We start from the raw sequence: 19638 nt of genomic DNA, 5'->3' as shown, positions 1-19638 counted from the left end.
TTTCACCTTTGATCATTTGGATTTTTTTTAATTCCCCAGAAGTAAACTAAAATAAAGGTAATTAGTAATGTAGCTAGATGTGCAATAATTGCATTTAGAAAATTGGTATTTATACCTGCTTGTGGATCAACGAATGAGAGAACACCAACGAGTGATCCGGTTAATGCGTAATTGTTCACGCGCAATAATCCACAGATCAGACCACCGATACCACTACCAAGATTAGATAGGATAAAGACACGTTGATATTTAAGGATAAATCCATACATTGCTGATTCTGTTATGCCACAGAATGCTGATGTAGCGGCTTTGAGAGTCTTGTTGCGAGTCTTTTTATCGTGTGTTCTAAGTGCCAGTGCCAAAACAGCTCCACCTTGAGCAACCATAGTGATCGATAGAAGAGCATTTAGATAACTGTGTCCGTTTGTAGCGAGGTCGTTTAAAACAATGGGGATGATGATCCAATGTAGTCCTAAAGTTATTAAGAATTGGTATGAACCATCAACCACTAGACCAACTATTCCTGGATTTAAATTGTATAAACTGTTAACGCCGTCGGATAATTTGTAGCTGGCAATGAGGATCAAAGGACCGGTGATTGTAACAATTACTACTAATAGAATAATTATTTCTATTATTGGCAAGAAGAAAGTCTGTAATATATTTGGGATGATTTTTTTTAGTAATCGTTCTAAGTGTTTTGCAAACCAGGCGGCGAAAATTATTGGAAAAATTGAAGAAACATAATTAGTTACAATAGTAGGAAATGGTAAGTACCTTGCTACAGTTGAGAAGTAGACCAATATTGCACCTACGACTGCTAAAATAACTGGATTAGAATGAAGCCTTTTAGCAGATGTATATCCCAGAAGAACTGGTAGGAAATAGAAAGCACCTTTGGGGATGGAATTTAACATCATGTAGGTTGCACCTGTTCTATTGAGTAGGTCGAACTGAACTAAAATGGCCAGGACACCTTTGAACATTCCGGCACCACCGATTATTCCTACTAATGGTGCAATAGATTCAGTCAGAACACTTAGAAAACGTGAGAATTCTCGTTTTACTTCTTGATTAAAGGGCACTTTCTTGGCGGGTGAATCTTCAATTGGTGCATCAGCCAAATCATTACCGATCTGTTTAATGATTTCGTCATAGACATTAGTTACTTCTTGTCCAATAACTACCTGATATTGACCACCGCCTCGAGCTACGTCAATAACCTTGGGGATTTTTTTGAGTTCCTCTTTATTTGTTAAGGATTCATCCTTTAAGTAGAAACGCAGTCTAGTGATACAGTGAATCAGAGAATTGATGTTTTCTTTGCCGCCAACATTTTTTATAATATCTGTGGCAATTTGGGAGTAAGAGACCTTTTCTTTAGTTGGAGATTCTTGCTTGTTAGGAATGACAATTGCAGCAGTTTTTTTGGCTTCTTTTTGGCCAGTTTGGATATGAATATCTTTTACATAGTCAGCTGTGTTAGTAATCGCAACAATAACAGTAGTCGGACGTCCAGAATCTTTTATCTGTTCGACATCCATAGTACCGATTTCTTCTCCAGCAGTAACTGTTTGATCCGCTGATATTTTTAAATTAAAAGGCTTTCCAGCCAGTTCCACAGTATTGATACCCATATGGACCAATACTTCAGCACCGTCATCAGTTTTAATTCCAAATGCATGCAGAGTTTCAGCAACATAAGCAATTTTTCCACTGACTGGGGCATAAACTTTATTATTATTAGGCTCTACTCCAAAGCCTTTTCCCATTAATTCCTGAGAAAAAACGGGATCATTTACCTGTGTAAGAGGAATAACATTTCCAGATACCGGGGACAACAAAATTAATTCAGTCATTTTAGGCATAATATTCCCTCCGTATCAATAAAGGTTAAGTTTATGGTTTATAATAAAAGTATATTTTTCTAAAAAGTCGAAAAATTTGGGTTTCATTGATAACGGTTTCACTGTTATTATAATACCATGTTTAAACATATTATAATAGTTCTGTTTAAACAAATAATTCTTTTAAAATCTAAGTTGAGGAAAATCTGATGCCAAAGAAGTTATATACAGAAATTTACGAAACGTTGAAAAGGGAAATACATACTAATGTATATCAACCTAAGACCTCACTTCCTAGAGAAGAGGATCTTTCAGCCCGCTTTGACGTCACTCGTAATACAGTCCGACGTGCTTTAAAACAGTTGCAAGAAGAAGGTCTTGTTTATGCGGTAAAGGGACGCGGAGTGGTAGTTTTAGAACCAGTCCACAGCAATCGAGTGGTTTTCTCGGCTAATAATTCCGAAGGATTCCAAGGATTACGTTCGTTTCCACAAAACAAGTTCATCCAAGAACTGGACACTGATGTCTTAAATTTTAAAGAAGTTGAAGTTGACGAGAAAATTGCTAACTTAACCTCATTTAATATCCATGATAAAGCATTCTATCTGGAAAGGTTACGTTTATTTAATGGTAAAGGCTTAGCAATCGATCATAGTTACTTTAGAGCCGATGCATTGAGTGGATTTACAAGAGAAGATGCTCAAGGTTCTGTTTATCAATATATTCGTGATAATGAATTATTCAAAGTTGCCGCTCAGCGTTCACTTTCTTCAGTTGTTTCAGCTGATCAAAGAGACAGAGAAGTTTTGGAATTAGGTGACATGAACTGCGTTGGTTCATTGACAAAATTTGTGTATACCGATGCTGGAAGTTTGTTTGAATATACAGAAACTCGTTACGTGCCTAACAACTTCTCAATGTTAGGGTTCCAGTATTACTAGGAGAAAAGCATGAAATACGAATGGCGTAAACAAGAAAAGCAATTTTATTTACCTAAGCAAAAACCGATTGCTCTAGATATACCAGAACAAAGATTTATCTCATTAAAAGGTATCGGAGATCCCAACGGTTCTGAGTTTAAGGAACGGATCCAAGTTTTGTATCCTATTTCTTATGGAATAAAAGCTGCTTATCGTAAATATTGTCAGGACAAAGAAGTTGAGTTTGATGATTATGTTGTCTTTCCTTTAGAAGGAGTTTGGTCATTGACTGATGCCGGTCAAAAGATGGATCATCTGGATAAGAATGAATTCGTCTACGATATTATGATACGTATTCCTGATTTTGTACCAGAAGAAGTTGTTCAGATTGCTATAAAGAATGTTAAAGAGAAAAAGTATCATCCATTAATGGAAGAATTAGAACAAAAAACTTATCCTGCCAAGCAAGTTATGGAAATATTACATATTGGAAAATATGATGATGAACCAGCCAGCTTTGAAATTATGAATCAAGAATGTTCAAAACTTGGGAAGGTAAGAGTTTCTATGGTCCACCGTGAGATATATTTATCAGATGCTAGAAGAGTTGCAGATGATAAATTAAAGACAGTTTTAAGGTACGAAATTAAATAAGATAAATTATTTGCTATATTATTACAGCTTTGATATTGTCATACATGATTCGATAATTAACTAGCGAGACTTCCTCACAAAATATAGAGGAATAGGTAAATAGATATGGCAAGAAAAGCAAAAATCGAACGTGAAAAGCGACTACAAGAAACAGTCGCTAAGTATGCCGATTTACGTCAAGAACTAAAGGCTTCTGGAAATTATGAAGAGTTAAGTAAGCTTCCTAGGGATGCTTCACCGACAAGATTGCGTTCTCGCGATTTGATCGATGGCAGACCAAGAGGGTATATGAGCAAGTTCAAAATGTCTCGTTTGAACTTCCGTTCATTAGCACATGCTGGTCAAATTCCAGGTGTAAAAAAAGCAAGTTGGTAATAGAAAAGAGCAATTTAGCCATATTTTGGCTGAATTGCTCTTTTTTTTAGTTTTATATAAAAAATTTAATACTTTTTGAGAATACTTCAGAATGCCCATAACACAATAATGCACGCGTTTTATTTCATTTTTCGTAAGACAGACTTACGAAAAATGGAATTTTTTATTGTGTTTTACTTCTAGGGTGTGTAATATAAGTGGTGAAAAGAGATTTACATGTGTGGTCGATCTCTTGTGTGTGTGCAGAATAATGTGTGGTTATTCTGTGTATGTTATTCGTAATTTAAATATAAAGTCGAGGGTATTAAACATGAAAAAAACATCTATGTTATTCATAGCTGCTTCCGTTTTGGGAATCGGATCAGCATTTGCAACAGCAACAACAGCGCAGGCGGGTTCAGTCACTGCCAAAAATTACACCGCAGAAGTTTCATCAAACCAGGCAACACTATATGATGATTCAGGTGACAACATTGACGTTGCTTTACCAGCTAAGAGTACATGGGCTGTCGGTAATGTAACTAACATCAATGGTAAAGATTACTATGAAGTTTCAACAGGGGCATATTTAAGTTCAGATGATAGTTATTTATACAAAAAAAGACCCGAGGTTATCAAAGTAGCCTCAGATCATTCAGTTCCTATTTATAATCATAACTTCGAAGAGAGAGATGATTTATCTGTTACTCCTGGAAGTTCATGGTACTCAGATTCTGTTATAACTAGCCAATCTGGAATACCTTATGTACGTATTTCTACAGATGCTTACGTTTCAATGTACGATGTCATTGAACAAAAAGTTACATCTTCAATTTCGTAATATACTTAAATATATGTGTGTGTTGTGTGTGTGGGAAGCCTGCTGATGTGTGGTCAGTGGGCTTTTTATATTACTTGTTAAATGTGTGTGTATGTTACTTTTTTTATTTCGAGGGTTAACATCTATTACAGTTATTACTATACAACCATAAGTCATTTTATATATCCCAACTTTTGAAAGAGTTTCTTTCAAAAAATGGGATTTTTTGATAAATGCCTATTTATAAGGTTTTAGAACGTTATAAATGTGAGGTATATGGGATAATATAATATATATTTTCTCCTAAAAACTTAAATAACTCCATATCTCATGTTGCTAGTGTTTACAGATTAGTTTGTACTTTTTGGAGAAATGAATTATATTCTTGATACGTTCACAAATACTTGCTTAAAAATTAATTTTTCATAGGGTAAACAATATGACAAAACAAAATTATACATCTGAAGATAGTATTAAGATATTTAAGGCCTTGGCCGATCCTATTCGTTTAGAAATCATCAAGTATCTGAATCAGCTGAATCATGAAGAGTCTTGTGGTGAAATTGGTCAAGCTATGGATATTAGTAAGACTTCTGGTTCATATCATTTTAAAATTCTGCAAGAGGCCGGATTGATCACTGTGCATAAAATTGCACGAGAAAAATATGTAAAATTAGACCGGCCAACTTTTGATTACTATTTGACCCATTTCTGGCAAAACTTATAAGCAATTAGACCAATGAAGAGAAGATCATTATGATCCTCTCTTTTTTTATTTGTCACTTGTCAGGGAATTTAGTCAATGCTATCTTTAAATAGTTCAAAAATATTTGAACTATTTATTAATACTAGGAGACGGAAAATGGCAGGCAAAGAAATTAGTTCCAGATGGGTACTTTTACTGACTTCATTAGGATTTTTCATGGCCATGATGGATGCGATGATCGTGACCACAGCTTCTACAGCAATTAGAAATGAATTTCAAATTTCAGTGAGTACATTGCAGTGGGCATTAAATGCTTACAATATTACAATCGCTGCAGTTTTATTGGTAGGTGTTTCTTTGGGCGAGCGCTTTGGACGCCTGAGAATATACAATTTGGGTATTTTGATTTTTACCATAGGATCAGTACTTTGTGCTTTATCAAATGGTATTGACTGGCTAATTTTAGCTCGGATTATTGAAGGTTTAGGTGCTTCAGTTATGACGCCGATGTCGATGGCGATTCTTACTAATGCATTACCGACCGATCAACGTGGGCGAGCACTGGGTATCTGGAGCGGTATTGGTGGTTTAGCATTAATTGTGGGGCCTTCACTAGGTGGATTCATTGTTGCAAAGCTTACTTGGCAATGGATATTTTGGATCAACGTGCCAATTGGCATTTTGTCTATTCTGTTATCTAAACATTACTTACCAGAGAGTCACGGACAAAGTGATCCGATACATTTAGTTGATAATTTGCTAATTATTGTCGCGTCAGCAGGAATTATTTGGACACTCTCTGCAACGACAAGCAACTTAAAAATGGGACAATTAATTTTGGTATTATTAATTGGAGTAATTAGTTTAGGTTGTGGTATCTGTTTTGTATATCGTCAATCTTATGAGAAATCACCGATGATCTCCCTGGATCTTTTTCGAGAAAAAAGCTTTACTGGCGGTAATCTAGCAACCGCTTGTCTATATGGTTCCATGTATGGAGTTGTTTTCTTTTTGCCACAATATTTACAGATAAATCAACAAGGAACAGCATTAACCGCAGGTTTAGAACTTCTTCCATGGACAGGTACGCTGGTAATTGTTGCGCCTTTTGCAGGTCATGCGGTCGATAAATTTGGAGAACGTTGGATAGCCACATTGGGCTTGTTGTTTCAGGGAATTGGCTATTTTCTAATTACACTGTTTGTTCACAAGAATTATTCTTGGATAGTTTTACCGCTAATGCTGGCGGGCGTCGGTTTATCAATGGCAGGACCAGCTTTACAAAAATCCGTTATCGGATCTGTTCCAAAGTTGATGATTGGAAAGGCTTCTGGAATTTATAATGTTTTTCGTTTATTAGGCGGCGCATTGGGAACAACTATTGCCGTGATCATTTTTTATCAGTTTTATAGGACAAATTTTATAAGTGGTTTTCAGGCAACAATGATTGGAACTGCAGTATTGTCGTTATTAGGAATCGTTTGGTCTAGAAAATTAAATTGATGTGTGTTGTCCGTCTGCAGGTCTGATAGTATTCACCTGCTATGCGGACCGGTCCCTAGGTTTGAAGTCTTACCAAAGACTGGTAAGTCTCCAAACTCGCCCGATGTTGTAATGGCTAAAGCCATAACGACATTTTCATAGCAGGTGAATATTCTCAGACCTTCCGACTAAGCGAGTTCTAAAATTTAATATAAGAAATAGGAGTTGTATCGCACTAATTCTAAAGTGCGATACAACTCCTATTTAGTATTCAAAATTTATGATATTTCTAAATAAAAAGATCCTTCCATAGAAGTTAAGTGAAATATTCCATCTAACGACTATAAAAGAATCATCAATATATTTATTCTATAGAGTCGGAAATTTTCTTTCAATCGGAGACGGCAGAAACGAGCTACACAAGACAACTCTTTCCGCTTACTACGAATAAGGGCAATGGTATAAATCACCATTGCCCTTATCCTAGGTAATGCTCGAGAGCTAACCGTCTTGTTTCGCTCTCTAATACTTATCCTCATCTGGTCTTTGAATATGTTCAGGGAATGGGTGCTCTGTAGAAACTTTATTGATCTGTGGCATAGCGATTCCAGGTAAAGCACCTTTAGGCATTGGTTCTTTGTAATTTTTACCACATGATTGATAATCAGGAAGAATACCTAACTTGATAAAGATTGTTTGTTGATAAGCAATCTCAGCATTCCATTCTAGTGTTTCCATAACTCTTGTAGCAACGTGTAAGTCGGTAGCTGTGACTAAGATTCCGTGACTATTTAATAGGAAAACATTTTCCATAGCTTTGTCACCGATCTTTGTCAAAGCTTCGTGTACAGTATCAGCTAATTCTTGTGTACATGCTGGTGCGTATGGTAGACATTTGATCTCACCTAATTCACGTGTTACTTCAGTAACGTTTGGCATATCCATTCCGGCAGTTGCCCAGAACATTGCCTTGGGAGCGTGTGAGTGGTAGACACAACGGATTCCAGGATGTGCAGTATAGGCTTCTTCATGCATGTTGACTTCTCTAGTTACATCACCGACACCGTCGATCTTTTCATAAGTTTCGGCGTCAATAACCATAATTTGTGCGGCATGTAGTTCAGCAAAGTATGTTTCTGACATAAATGTTGGTGTCATTAAGATGTAAGGGTGGTCGTTTTGGTCAAAGACTTTAACTGACATGTTACCACCGGCAATATTTGTATCTTTTCTATCGAACATTTTACGAACTGTGTAAGCTAGATCTTCACGTTCTGTTTGAAACATCATTTTCATAATAAAAGACTCCTTCTAATGAAATATTATTTTCTATATATTTTATGTGGATAAAATACAATACTTGATGTCAGTGCTCATTATATCCTGCTGGAGTAGAATAGAGTCATTGGTTAAAAAGATTGAATAAAGTTCAGATGGTAACCGTAATACAGTTCATAGGTGTTCAAAAAAGTTCAAAAATTGGAGGAATTAGATATGTATCGAAAAGAACGATTAGATAAAATAATGGAAATAATGAGTAAAAAGAAAATTGTAGATATGAAAATCTTAGAGGACCTTACCTACGAGAGCCGTTCTACTTTAAGACGTGATTTGATTGTTCTAGAAGATGAACATAAAATTACTAGAAATTTTGGACAAGTTGAATTAGTTAGCGACAATAATGTTGAATTTGGTTATCAAGTACGTGTTGGGGAGAATTTATCTGACAAGAAATACATTGCTAGTGTCTGTGATACTTTTATAGGTAATAACCAGGCATTGATAATTGATTCCAGTACAACTGCTTCTTATTTAGAGCCTTATTTAAGTAAACGTAATAATTTGATCGTTATCACTAATGGTTTACATCTAGCTATGAGTCTGAATGGCAATCCAAAGATCAAGACTTTTATTGCCAGTGGCAGGTTGCGTCCATTCTCCGGTTCTATAGTAGGAGACTCTGCCAGACAATTTATGGAAGGATTTCATGCTGATATTGCGATCATCTCTTGTGCTGGCGTTGATAAGAATGGCGTCTACATGGCTAGTGATGAGCAGTCAGCCGTTAAGTCGCAAATGTTGAAGCAAGCTGAGAAGACAATTCTTTTGTGTGACCATACTAAAATAGACCGCGTTGATTACTATAGACTGTGCGGCCATGAGGATATTGATGTGATCGTAACTGATAAATGTCCATCAGAGGAATTCATACAATCAGTCGAGGACCAAAATGTGGAGATCGTGTATTAGAAAAATGAACTAGTATGGATAAGCTGTTAAAATTTGTTCAAAAAATGAACAGCTTATCTGACTAATTTATGCACTTTATTCAAAAGTGTTGGAACTCATTGATTGAGGTAATGTAAGCGTTTTATACTCTAGGCGTGGATGAAGTACAAACACAAAAATTGGAGGGTTTACATTATGTTAAAAACTGAATTTCCTAAATTGGGTATCCGTCCTACGATTGATGGCCGTAGACGTGGTATTCGTGAATCACTTGAAGATCAGACAATGGAAATGGCCAAATCAGCTGCTAAGTTGATTGAAAGCACATTGAAATATCCAGATGGAACTCCTGTTAAAACTGTTATTGCCGATACAACAATTGGTGGCGTACATGAAGCTGCTATGGCAAAAGCAAAATTTGATAAAGAAAATGTTTGTGGTACTTTAACTGTTACACCTTGCTGGTGCTACGGTAGTGAAACAATGGACATGTCCAAGAACTTACCTCATGCTATTTGGGGCTTTAATGGTACAGAACGTCCAGGTGCTGTTTACCTAGCTGCTGTTCTTGCTGCACATACTCAAAAGGGTATCCCAGCATTCGGTATTTATGGTAAAGATGTACAAGATGCAGATGACAAGTCAATCCCTGATGACGTCACAGAAAAGATTATTCGCTTTGCTAAAGCTGCTTTCGCTACAGGTATTATGCACAATAAAGCTTACCTATCAATTGGTAATGTTGCCATGGGTATTGGTGGATCAATCACAGATGCTGATTTCTTCCAAGACTACTTAGGTATGCGTAATGAATACGTAGATATGTCAGAAATCGTTCGTCGTTGGGACGAAAAGATCTACGATCCAGAAGAATTCAAGAAGGCTCTTGCATGGGCTAAAGAATATACACCAGTTGGACCAGATGTATATAACGAAGATGATCCTAATAAATTTACTGATGAAGAAAAAGAAGCTCAACTAGAAAAATGTGTCAAGATGTACATGATTGCTAAAGACTTGATGGATGGTAACACAACTCTTGAAGAGTTAGGTTACAAAGAAGAGTCAGAAGGACACTACGCAATCGCTGCTGGATTCCAAGGTCAACGTCAATGGACTGATCACTTCCCTAATGGTGACTACATGGAAACAATGATGAATTCACAATATGACTGGAATGGAATTCACGCACCACACGTATTTGCTACTGAAAATGATAGTTTGAATGGAACATCAATGTTATTCAACTACTTACTAACAAATACACCTCAAATCTTTGCTGATGTACGTACATTCTGGAGTGCAGACGCTGTTGAAAGAGTTACTGGAACTAAGTTAACAGGTCTTGCAAAGAACGGATTCTTACACCTATCAAACTCAGGTGCTCAAACACTTGATGCTACAGGTGATGAGAAGATCGATGGCAAGCCAGCTATCAAACCATTCTATGATCTAGAAGAAGACGAAGCTAAAGCAAACCTTAAAGATACACGTTGGATCCCTGCAAATATCGGCTACTTCCGTGGCGGTGGTTTCTCAAGTAACTATGTTACAAAGGGTGGACCAGAAGGTATGCCTGTAACAATGTCACGTATCAACCTTGTTAAGGGTGTTGGACCAGAATTACAAATCGCTGAAGGATATGCTGTTGACTTACCAGAAAATGTCTTTGATGCTGTCAACAAACGTACTGATCCGGGCTGGCCTTCAACATTCTTCGTTCCAAAACTAACTGGTAAAGGCGCATTCAAGTCAGTATATGACGTAATGAACAACTGGGGTGCAAACCACGGTGCAATCAGTTACGGTCACATTGGTGCCGACCTTATCACATTAGCATCTGTTCTACGTATACCAGTCAATATGCATAACGTTGACGAAGACAAGATCTTCAGACCACGTTCATGGGCTTCACTTGGTACAGCTAATCTTGAAGCTGCAGACTTTAATGCATGTAAAGCATTTGGACCACTATACGACTAATATGAATGGATGTGTATCTAATGAAACGAAATGTAATCGCGGTTGATTTAGGTGCAAGTTCAGGAAGAATAATTTCAGCATCTTTAGAAGATGGAAAAATGGAACTGAAAGAACAGTTCCGTTTTTCTAATCAACCGATAGAATTGACCGATTCACTATATTGGGATTATCTAAAAATATTCCAAGAAATCAAATACGGCTTGATGATCGCCCAACGTGATCTTAAAAAAATCGATAGTTTAAGTGTTGATACTTGGGGTGTCGATTATGGATTAGTAGGTCATGATGGGAAGATGCTTTTAACTCCTCATAGTTATCGTGATACACGAACAGAAGAGTTTGAAAATAAACTTTATGAAAAACTTACGCCTAAAGAATTGTTTGCTTTAACTGGTGTACAACCTAATTTAATTAATTCTAACTTCCAATTATTCGCTGATATGAACTTACATTCATATCTAAAAGATGAAGTCGCAAATATCATGTTCATGCCGAACTTGGTAGAATACTTCTTCAGCGGAGTTAAGTCTAATGAATTTACAATTGCTTCAACAAGTGGGCTTCTAGATGGAGCCAGTCGTGAATTAAGCGATGATGTCTTTAACCGTTTAGGTTTTAAGAAAGAATGGTTCGGAGAAATACAACGTGGTGGACATGTTCTAGGTAGTGTATTGCCGGATATTGCCAAAGAAGTACATTTGGATTCTGACATTAAAGTTATCAATGGAATTGGACACGATACAGGCGCTGCAGTTTATTCATTGCCTATTTCAAGTCAAGAAGCTAAAAATGTTGCCTTTATCAGCTGTGGTACATGGTCGATCGTTGGTCAGCAGACTGATAAACCAGTTGTAACTGAACAAGCCTTTGAAGCCGGTTTAACTAATGAGGGATGCTTTGACGGTGGAAATCGTCTACTCCAAAACATCACTGGACTTTGGATAGTTCAGGAGCTTCAAAAGGAATGGTCATTCGAAGGTGAAATGGTTGAATTCAGTAAGATGGTTGACGAAGCTGAAAGTGCTGAACATATCGGTAGTTATATAAATCCAAATGATCCATTATTTGCCACTCCAAGTAATATGGAAGAAAAAATCATGAAGTTCTTAAAAGAAACTGATCAAAAACTTCCAAATTCCCGTGGCGAATTGCTACAAATCGTATTCGAAAGTTTAGCTCTAAGCTATCGCGATACGATCAACAATCTTGAAAGTATTACTAATGAAGAAATTAAACGAATTTATATGTTTGGAGGTGGGATCAAAAATAGATTACTTGTACAATTAACGGCTAACTTCTGTAAGAAAGAAATTCAAACAGGACCAACTGAGGCCAGTGTTACAGGTAATGTACTAGCTCAATATAAAGCACTTGGATATTTCAAAGACGATGCTGAGCGTTTAAGTATTGTTAAGAGTTCTTTTGACACTAGAATAATAACCCCACAAGCTATGGATTCAGATGAATTGAATAGTAGAATCGACGGTTTTACCAAAATTTTGAAGAAAGAAATTGCTAGTTAGGGGGGTCAAATCATGGAAGAAGTCCAAGATACAGAAAAGAAGATGAAAACTGCACCCATAGTTTATGTCTTTGCTATCTTAGGCGGGTTTGCCGGATTACTTTATGGTTATGATTCAGGTGCTATCTCTTTGGCACTTCCATCAATCACTAATGCATTCGGCTTGAACGCTGCGGAAAAAGGATTGGTTGTAAGTTTCCTTCTATTTGGTGCTTTACCATCAATCGTTGTCTTTACAGCTCTCGAAAAGAAAATTGAACGGCGTAATGTTTTAATCGTCGGAGGTATTGTCTTTATTGTTGGTAGTATTATGTCAGCAATTGCTGGATCAACGGCATTCTTAATGTTTGCTAGATTGGTACTGGGTGTTGCTGCAGGTATTGCTAATATGTATGGATTGATTTATTTATCAGAATTAGCTCCTAAAAACATTCGTGGTTTAATGTCATCGCTTTACCAACTAAGTGTTAACATCGGTATCTTAGGTGCCTATGGTGTTGGTGCTTATAACTTAGCAAACGATGCATGGCGTTGGACATTAGGACTTGGAGTTGTTCCAGCTGTCATCTTTACAGTTGGTATGATGTGCAGTCCTCAAAGTCCACGTTGGCTTATCAGAGATGGACAAATTGATAAAGCTAGAAAGGTCCTTAAAAAAGTTCGTGTTACAGATCAAGAAGTTGAAGATGAAATTAAAGATGTTCAAAACAGTTTAAAAACTAAAGAAGCCGGTTTAGGTGAATTATTCGGCAAGTTTAGACCAGTATTGACTTTGTTATTCGTCTTAACAGCTTTCCAAGTATTTACAGGTATCAATGCTGCCGTTTACTATGCACCAGAGATTTTCCATAATTTGGGATTAGCACATGCAAGTATCATTGCTGACTTTGGTGTTGGTGCAGCTTTGGTTATTTCAACCTTAGTATCACTACCATTTATTGACCGTTTAGGTCGTAAGAAATTACTTGAAATTAGTTTGGGTGGTCAAGTATTACCTGCCATTGCCATGTGTATTTGGTCAAATAATGCTACCATCGCCGTCATTTCGATCTTCCTATATGTATTTATGTTTGGTTTTGGTTTAGGACCTGTTTTCTGGTCATATGTTCCAGAAATTCTTCCTCTAAAGGCTAGAGCCTTGGGAATGGGTGTTATCACCTTTACACAATATTTATTCAATGCCTTATTCTCATTAGTTTTCCCTATCATTTTGGAAGCAATCGGAATTAATATTTTCTACTTCTTCGCTGCCTTATCACTATTTGCCGTTTGGTACATTCATAAATATGTTCTTGAGACAAAAGGTAAGTCATTGGAAGAAATTGAATCTTATTGGGAACAAAAGGAGGCTTAAAATATGTTAAACAATATTCCTAAGGAATTATCTCCAGAGTTAGTTAAATGTCTTATGGAAATGGGACACGGAGATGAGATCCTCTTAGCTGATGGAAACTATCCTGCTTTGACAAATAACGATCGTGTTATTCGTGCCGATGGGCTAGGAGTTCCAACGCTATTGGAAGGAATCCTCAAGTTGATGCCACTTGATACATATTCAGACTATCAAGCCATTCTAATGGAAACTGTAAAAGGAGATCCTCGTCCAGATATTTGGGACACATACAAGAAGGATATCGGAGACGCTTTTCCAAAATACAATATTAAAACCATTGAAAGACAGAATTTCTACGAGTATTCCAAAGGGTGTTTCGCAATTATTCAAACTGGTGAAACAGCTCTATATGGAAACCTGATCCTTAAAAAGGGTGTAGTTATTCCTAAAGATTAATAAATTTGCATAAGTTGCTTTCTACATATGAGGACACGGACGGAAAACGTGTCCTCTTTTTTTGCGTTAAATTTAGCTTCGCATAGTTGCTGGTTCAAAGAGATCAATAATTGGACCAAAGTTCTTTATTAATAACGTTTAACAGCGAAAAGCATTTGCTGAAAATAGTAAAAAAGTATTGAAAATGCTGATTTCATGGGGTTGCCGTATTGTCAACAAGCTTGTAATTAGATGGTAATTGGATAGAATTGTTCTTGTCGAGGTTAGCAGACTGGGGAATATCACCTAGAGGTGAGTATTAGTTTGTGACACGACATTAATCAAGATCAAATTAAGCATTCTGATTAAATTGAACTGGGGATTTAGGTATCTGAATAGAAGTGAGGATGTAACAAGAAGTACCTCAATTAAATAATACTAAAGTTATTTGTTTAAACAAATAACAATAAAATCCCTAGAGAGACTAAGAATGCGTCAAAAACCGCAAATTTTGTTTACAAAAAAGGCCTCTTTTATAAGAGGCCTTTTTATTATAATGATTATAAATCAAGTAAATAAATATTAATCACTGCCAGATTGTACTAATTTACTTTGATTGAACACAGTGTTTTTGAATGATTGGGTAGTTTGTCGAAAGAGATTCTTCCGAAAGGTGTAGATTATGAAAAATAATTTGTTTATTTTTTTAAAAAAGCCAGCTACGATTTTCGTTATCAAAACCGTTGCCTATTTCTTCATTTTCCTATTGCTCCTATATATCTACGGATACAGCGGGGTAGGTAGCGCCAAATTTATTTATAACGAGTTCTAGCTAGAAAGAAGGGGAAACACATGAATGAAATAATCGAAAGAATTACTGAATCTGCGGTAAGAGATCCTAAAGGTATCTGTTACCAAAACGGTTCAGAACAAAGAACTTATCAAGAATTGATCCAAGAATCAGATCGAATCGCTAATTTATTGCAGGGCAAATTTTTACCAAAGAAAAGTCCCATCATAATCTATGGTGGTCAACAATTTGAAATGTTGGTTATGTTCCTGGGTGCTATTAAAGCTGGACATCCATACATTCCTGTTGATGACGCCTCTGACCCATCGAGAATCATTCAAATTAATTCAGTTGCACATCCAGCATTAGTTCTGAATTGGAGTGAAGTTGAGGATTTCAATATCGACACTCCGATGGTTTCTAAAGCAGAGATAGAAGAAGCAATGCACTCTGATAACAATATCTATGACTCTGCATTAAGCATCGGTGATAAAGATAATTTTTATATCATCTTTACTTCTGGAACTACTGGTACTCCTAAAGGTGTTCAAATTACTACTCACAATTTACTCGACTTTGTCGATTGGGCTTGTGCAGAATTTGATTATGACAATAATCATGAACTCATGTTGCAAGCACCATTCTCATTTGACCTATCAGTCTTTGATATCTATCCAGGTCTTGTGAGTGGCTCGACACTAGATATAGTCGATAAAGATACAACAAAGAATTTTGGAAAACTAGAAAATGCCATTTTAAATTCAAACTTTGATACATGGATCTCAACACCATCATTCTTTGAAATGTGTCTTTTGTTTAGAAACTTCAATCACGAAAACGTTCAAAATCTTCATAAATTCATTTTCTGTGGTGAAGAATTAACTCATGCTACAGCTCAGAAATTACTCAAGAGATTTCCTAAAGCTAAGCTTTACAATACATACGGACCAACTGAGAATACTGTTGCGATAACTTCAGTTCAGATCACTCCAGAATTTTTAGTTAAATATGATCGTTTACCAATTGGTTATATAAAAGGTAATATGCATCATTTCTTAGACAATGCGGTGAATGAGGCCAATGGTTATCAAACTGGTGAATTATTAGTCAGTGGGCCTGATGTATCCAAAGGATATTTAAATAATCCACAACAAACAGAACGTGCTTTTGAAGAGATCGATGACAGAATTTACTATCATACGGGCGATATGGTCAGTGAATCTGGAGACGGAATGCTTTTCTACAAAGGCCGGACTGATTTTCAAATTAAAATGCACGGTTATCGGATCGAACTTGAAGAGATCGACTCACTACTGGGTAATCTTTCGCAAGTTAAGCAATCCTGCACTGTGCCGCTTTACAACAATAAGAAACAAGTCAGCAAGATCATTGCTCACATTGTTTTAGAGAATGAGTTCAAAGAACTCAACCAACAACAACTTAATCTCCAGATCAAAGAAGAATTGAAGAAGACAACAATGGATTACATGATTCCAAACGTATTGGAATTTGTTGAAACATTACCGATCAGTAGTAATGGAAAAATTGATCGTAAGGCTTTGATGGGCAAAGTTAATGCATAATATTACACCATACAGCAGCCCAGCTTACTTTCTTTATCTGATCGTATTACTTCTTCCAATCATGATCGGATTGTATTTCGGCAAACGCTTTAGATGGTATGAATCCATTGCAACATTGATCATTTTGTCGATTACTTTCTTCGGAGATAAGTCTTTACAGGGTATTTCGCTGATTTTCTATATTCTATTAGAGATGTTGGTTGTATTCTCATATTTGAAATATCGAACCAATAAAAACAATAAAAATAGTTTCTGGATCTTTACTTTATCAGTTATTTTGGCAATTGTACCGTTGGTATTTGTCAAAATAAATCCCCTATTACATAACGCAACGATCTCACTATTCGGATTTTTAGGTATCAGTTATTTAACCTTTAAATCAGTTGAGATGATTATGGAAATTCGTGACGGGGCCATTAAAGAAATTAAGGTAACTGACTTTTTGAGATTTATTCTCTTCTTCCCAACAATTTCTTCTGGACCGATCGATCGATTCCCACGTTTTCAAAAAGATGTTTTAAATATTCCTAGTCGTGATAAATATATGGAAATGTTAAAGGGCGGAACTAATAAGTTGATGCTCGGACTAGTTTATAAATTTATCATTGGTTATTTCTTCGGTACATTGTTGTTGCCAAAGGTTTCAATCTTGGCACTATCGTATAGAGGTGAAACTCCACTAGGATTATCATGGGCTTTATTGGCCTACATGTATGTTTACAGTATGTACTTGTTCTTTGACTTTGCAGGATATTCACTCTTTGCCGTCGCAATCAGTAATTTCATGGGTGTGAATACACCAATGAACTTCAAGCGTCCATTCCAGTCAGTTAACATTAAAGATTTCTGGAATAGATGGCATATGACTTTATCTTTCTGGTTCAGAGATTTCATCTATATGCGTTTGATGTTCTTTATGATGAAAAAGAAATTGATCAAAAGCAGAATAACGATGGCCAACATTGGTTATATTACATTGTTTCTAATCATGGGATTCTGGCATGGTGAAACTTGGTACTACATCGTTTATGGTATTTTTCACGCCACAGCTATGATCACAAATGATGCTTGGTTGAGATTTAAAAAGAAGCATCGTAAACAGGTTCCAAGTAACAAATTTACTAAAGCATTCGCAATTGTTTTAACTTTCCACGTAGTTTGCTTCAGTTTTCTGATTTTCTCAGGATTTTTAGATAAATTATGGTTCTAATAAAGGAGAACAATTATGGACACAAAAGAAGAAAAAATCATTAGTATTTTACAAGATGTAACAGGATTGGATAATGTCGGCAGCGACCCAGATGAAGATCTATTCGCTGATGGAATTTTAGACTCAATGGCAACAGTCGAAGTACTAGTAACATTACAGGATGAATTCGGTATTCAAGTTCCCGTATCAGAGTTTGATCGTTCACAATGGTCAACTGTCAACAAAATTTCCGCACGTGTAGCAGAATTGGAATAAACTATGAAAAAAAAGTTGTGGATGACTTTTGGACCTGTAATAGTTGCAGCTGTCGCCTTGTTATTGCTTTTGTGGACACCGATCAAATTTAAGACAATCACACCGACAAAAATAGATCAGGCGTCTACCTCTCTAGATATTAGAGTTTTAAAGGGAGAGGATGTAAAGAATGCGGCTGAAAAAGAAAACTACATTCCTATTATTGGATCATCTGAACTTTCCAGAATGGATCCATTCCATCCATCTTCCATGGCACAAAAGTATCACTGGAAAAATAAACCCTTCTTACTGGGAAATCCCGGAACAGCCTCTTTAACCCAAGCCTTTAATGTTAATGGGATGTCGAATTTAAAAGATAAAAAAGCTGTCTTTATTATTTCACCACAGTGGTTTACTAAAAAGGGTGTTCCATCAGATGCTTTTAAATATTTCTTATCACCATTGCAATTAAGTGGATTCATTTTAAACGCTGATCATGGGAATAAGGAAATGAATGAATACGTTGCTCGTCGTGCCATTGATTTAGATATCAAAGAAGGACCAATTGAAAATCAAGCCCTTCAAAGAATTGCCAATGGTCAAAAAATTACTAAGCTACAACGTTTTTACATTAAGCACTTCACCAGAATGAGTCTTAAAAGCCAAGACAATTTATTTGGAACGGCCTTTATGAATGATCATCAAGAAAAAATTGATAAGGCATCTTCAAAATTACCTGATGATTATGATTATAAGAAATTAAACAAATTGGCAGGTAAGATGGCCAAGAGTCACTCTCGTGAAAATGATCTACAAATCGGCGATTCATTTTATAAGAGACAATTGATAAAACAAATTTATAAATATAAAGACTCTCATACGCATGCCGATTATCTGCATTCTCCTGAATATAATGATTTTCAAGCCTTGCTGTATATGTTTAAGCAAAATCATGTACAAGTAATGTTTGTTATTCAGCCAGTTAACCCTAAGTGGGTCAAGTATACTGGGATGCCAGAGAGTGCCTTGATCAACTTTGATAAGAAGATAACTTATCAGTTGAAGTCACAAGGATTTAATGACATCGTTGATCTAACTGATGTTAAGAATAAAAATTACATTGCTGAAGATACTATCCATATGGGATGGCGTGGTTGGCTAATGTTGGATAAACATTTGAAGAATTTCTATAAGGATAAGAATGCTGATCCAAGTCAAATCGATCATCACCCAATGAATAATTACTTCTTCACGGATACATGGGCCAATAATACGAAGTTTTAACTTCCCAAGCCTGGCAGGTAAGGGAAGTAAAACCCGCAATAACTGGATACCGTGTTTCCCCTCAAGCAACGTATCCGAAGCCTCCAGAATTTCTGGAGGCTTTTTTTATTATGCCTTTAGGCCCAGTTGAGTGCGCGTAAGCGTGCGAAACAAAAAACCACCCGCTATGCGGGTGGGCGTTAATAGTTATACGAAAAAGCCCCCAATAGTTTTAAAATGAAGGTGTCGAAGCCAAACATTAAAAAATTAAAG

The 19638-nt window shown here is 36.3% G+C and carries 18 protein-coding genes; 16 read left to right on the top strand and 2 right to left on the bottom strand.

Annotation, left to right across the window (positions count from 1 at the left end):
* Positions 1-2 precede the first annotated feature (2 nt).
* Positions 3-1868: a glucose PTS transporter subunit IIA gene (locus tag EKM60_RS06155; RefSeq protein WP_125713543.1), complete on the bottom strand. Its 1866-nt coding sequence runs from the start codon at positions 1866-1868 to the stop codon at positions 3-5.
* 188 nt (positions 1869-2056) lie between these two features.
* Here EKM60_RS06155 and EKM60_RS06150 point away from each other — a divergent pair, with 188 nt between their 5' ends.
* The 6 genes from EKM60_RS06150 (at position 2057) to EKM60_RS06125 (ending at position 6804) form a co-directional block, all read left to right on the top strand.
* Complete coding sequence (locus EKM60_RS06150; protein WP_125713541.1) at positions 2057-2788, top strand: GntR family transcriptional regulator; 732 nt, start codon at positions 2057-2059, stop codon at positions 2786-2788.
* A 9-nt stretch (positions 2789-2797) separates the two neighbouring features.
* Positions 2798-3421 (top strand): GyrI-like domain-containing protein, encoded by a 624-nt coding sequence (locus EKM60_RS06145; protein ID WP_125713539.1) that lies wholly within the window; start codon positions 2798-2800, stop codon positions 3419-3421.
* Positions 3422-3526: 105 nt separating this feature from the next.
* Positions 3527-3796, top strand: a complete 270-nt coding sequence (gene rpsN / locus EKM60_RS06140) for a 30S ribosomal protein S14 (protein ID WP_125713537.1) — start codon at positions 3527-3529, stop codon at positions 3794-3796.
* A gap of 310 nt (positions 3797-4106) precedes the next feature.
* On the top strand, positions 4107-4616 hold the full coding sequence (locus EKM60_RS06135; protein ID WP_125713535.1) for an SLAP domain-containing protein: 510 nt from the start codon (positions 4107-4109) through the stop codon (positions 4614-4616).
* Positions 4617-5034: 418 nt separating this feature from the next.
* A complete protein-coding gene (locus tag EKM60_RS06130) occupies positions 5035-5322 on the top strand; it encodes an ArsR/SmtB family transcription factor (RefSeq protein WP_125713533.1) in 288 nt (95 codons plus the stop codon).
* Between the two features lie 135 nt (positions 5323-5457).
* Entirely contained in the window at positions 5458-6804 is a 1347-nt protein-coding gene (locus EKM60_RS06125) for an MFS transporter (protein WP_125713531.1), read from the top strand.
* Between the two features lie 501 nt (positions 6805-7305).
* Here EKM60_RS06125 and EKM60_RS06120 read toward each other — a convergent pair.
* Positions 7306-8079, bottom strand: a complete 774-nt coding sequence (locus tag EKM60_RS06120; RefSeq protein ID WP_125713529.1) for a class II aldolase/adducin family protein — start codon at positions 8077-8079, stop codon at positions 7306-7308.
* 198 nt (positions 8080-8277) lie between these two features.
* On the opposite strand from EKM60_RS06120, the gene EKM60_RS06115 reads away from it, so the two are divergent.
* The 10 genes from EKM60_RS06115 (at position 8278) to dltD (ending at position 19386) form a co-directional block, all read left to right on the top strand.
* Positions 8278-9033, top strand: a complete 756-nt coding sequence (locus EKM60_RS06115; RefSeq protein ID WP_125713527.1) for a DeoR/GlpR family DNA-binding transcription regulator — start codon at positions 8278-8280, stop codon at positions 9031-9033.
* A 174-nt stretch (positions 9034-9207) separates the two neighbouring features.
* Positions 9208-10995: an L-fucose isomerase gene (locus EKM60_RS06110; RefSeq protein WP_125713525.1), complete on the top strand. Its 1788-nt coding sequence runs from the start codon at positions 9208-9210 to the stop codon at positions 10993-10995.
* A gap of 20 nt (positions 10996-11015) precedes the next feature.
* Positions 11016-12518 carry a rhamnulokinase gene (locus EKM60_RS06105; protein WP_225427014.1) on the top strand — a complete coding sequence of 501 codons (1503 nt, stop codon included), beginning with the start codon at positions 11016-11018 and terminating at the stop codon, positions 12516-12518.
* 12 nt (positions 12519-12530) lie between these two features.
* Positions 12531-13871, top strand: a complete 1341-nt coding sequence (locus EKM60_RS06100; protein WP_125713521.1) for a sugar porter family MFS transporter — start codon at positions 12531-12533, stop codon at positions 13869-13871.
* Between the two features lie 3 nt (positions 13872-13874).
* On the top strand, positions 13875-14306 hold the full coding sequence (locus EKM60_RS06095) for an RbsD/FucU family protein (protein WP_125713519.1): 432 nt from the start codon (positions 13875-13877) through the stop codon (positions 14304-14306).
* A gap of 661 nt (positions 14307-14967) precedes the next feature.
* Complete coding sequence (locus EKM60_RS06090) at positions 14968-15117, top strand: teichoic acid D-Ala incorporation-associated protein DltX (RefSeq protein WP_125713517.1); 150 nt, start codon at positions 14968-14970, stop codon at positions 15115-15117.
* Positions 15118-15137: 20 nt separating this feature from the next.
* Positions 15138-16658 carry a D-alanine--poly(phosphoribitol) ligase subunit DltA gene (gene dltA, locus EKM60_RS06085; protein WP_125713515.1) on the top strand — a complete coding sequence of 507 codons (1521 nt, stop codon included), beginning with the start codon at positions 15138-15140 and terminating at the stop codon, positions 16656-16658.
* Positions 16651-17868: a D-alanyl-lipoteichoic acid biosynthesis protein DltB gene (gene dltB / locus EKM60_RS06080; protein ID WP_125713513.1), complete on the top strand. Its 1218-nt coding sequence runs from the start codon at positions 16651-16653 to the stop codon at positions 17866-17868. The genes dltA and dltB overlap by 8 nt, the downstream gene beginning before the upstream one ends.
* 15 nt (positions 17869-17883) lie before the next feature.
* A complete protein-coding gene (gene dltC / locus EKM60_RS06075) occupies positions 17884-18123 on the top strand; it encodes a D-alanine--poly(phosphoribitol) ligase subunit DltC (protein WP_125713511.1) in 240 nt (79 codons plus the stop codon).
* 3 nt (positions 18124-18126) lie between these two features.
* A complete protein-coding gene (gene dltD / locus EKM60_RS06070; RefSeq protein WP_125713509.1) occupies positions 18127-19386 on the top strand; it encodes a D-alanyl-lipoteichoic acid biosynthesis protein DltD in 1260 nt (419 codons plus the stop codon).
* The last annotated feature ends 252 nt before the right edge of the window (positions 19387-19638 follow it).

It is taken from the genome of Companilactobacillus kedongensis, assembly GCF_003946625.1.
In the GTDB taxonomy this organism is placed as follows: domain Bacteria; phylum Bacillota; class Bacilli; order Lactobacillales; family Lactobacillaceae; genus Companilactobacillus; species Companilactobacillus kedongensis.
Note: the sequence above shows the minus strand (reverse complement) of the source record. Positions and strands in the feature narration are given on the sequence as shown.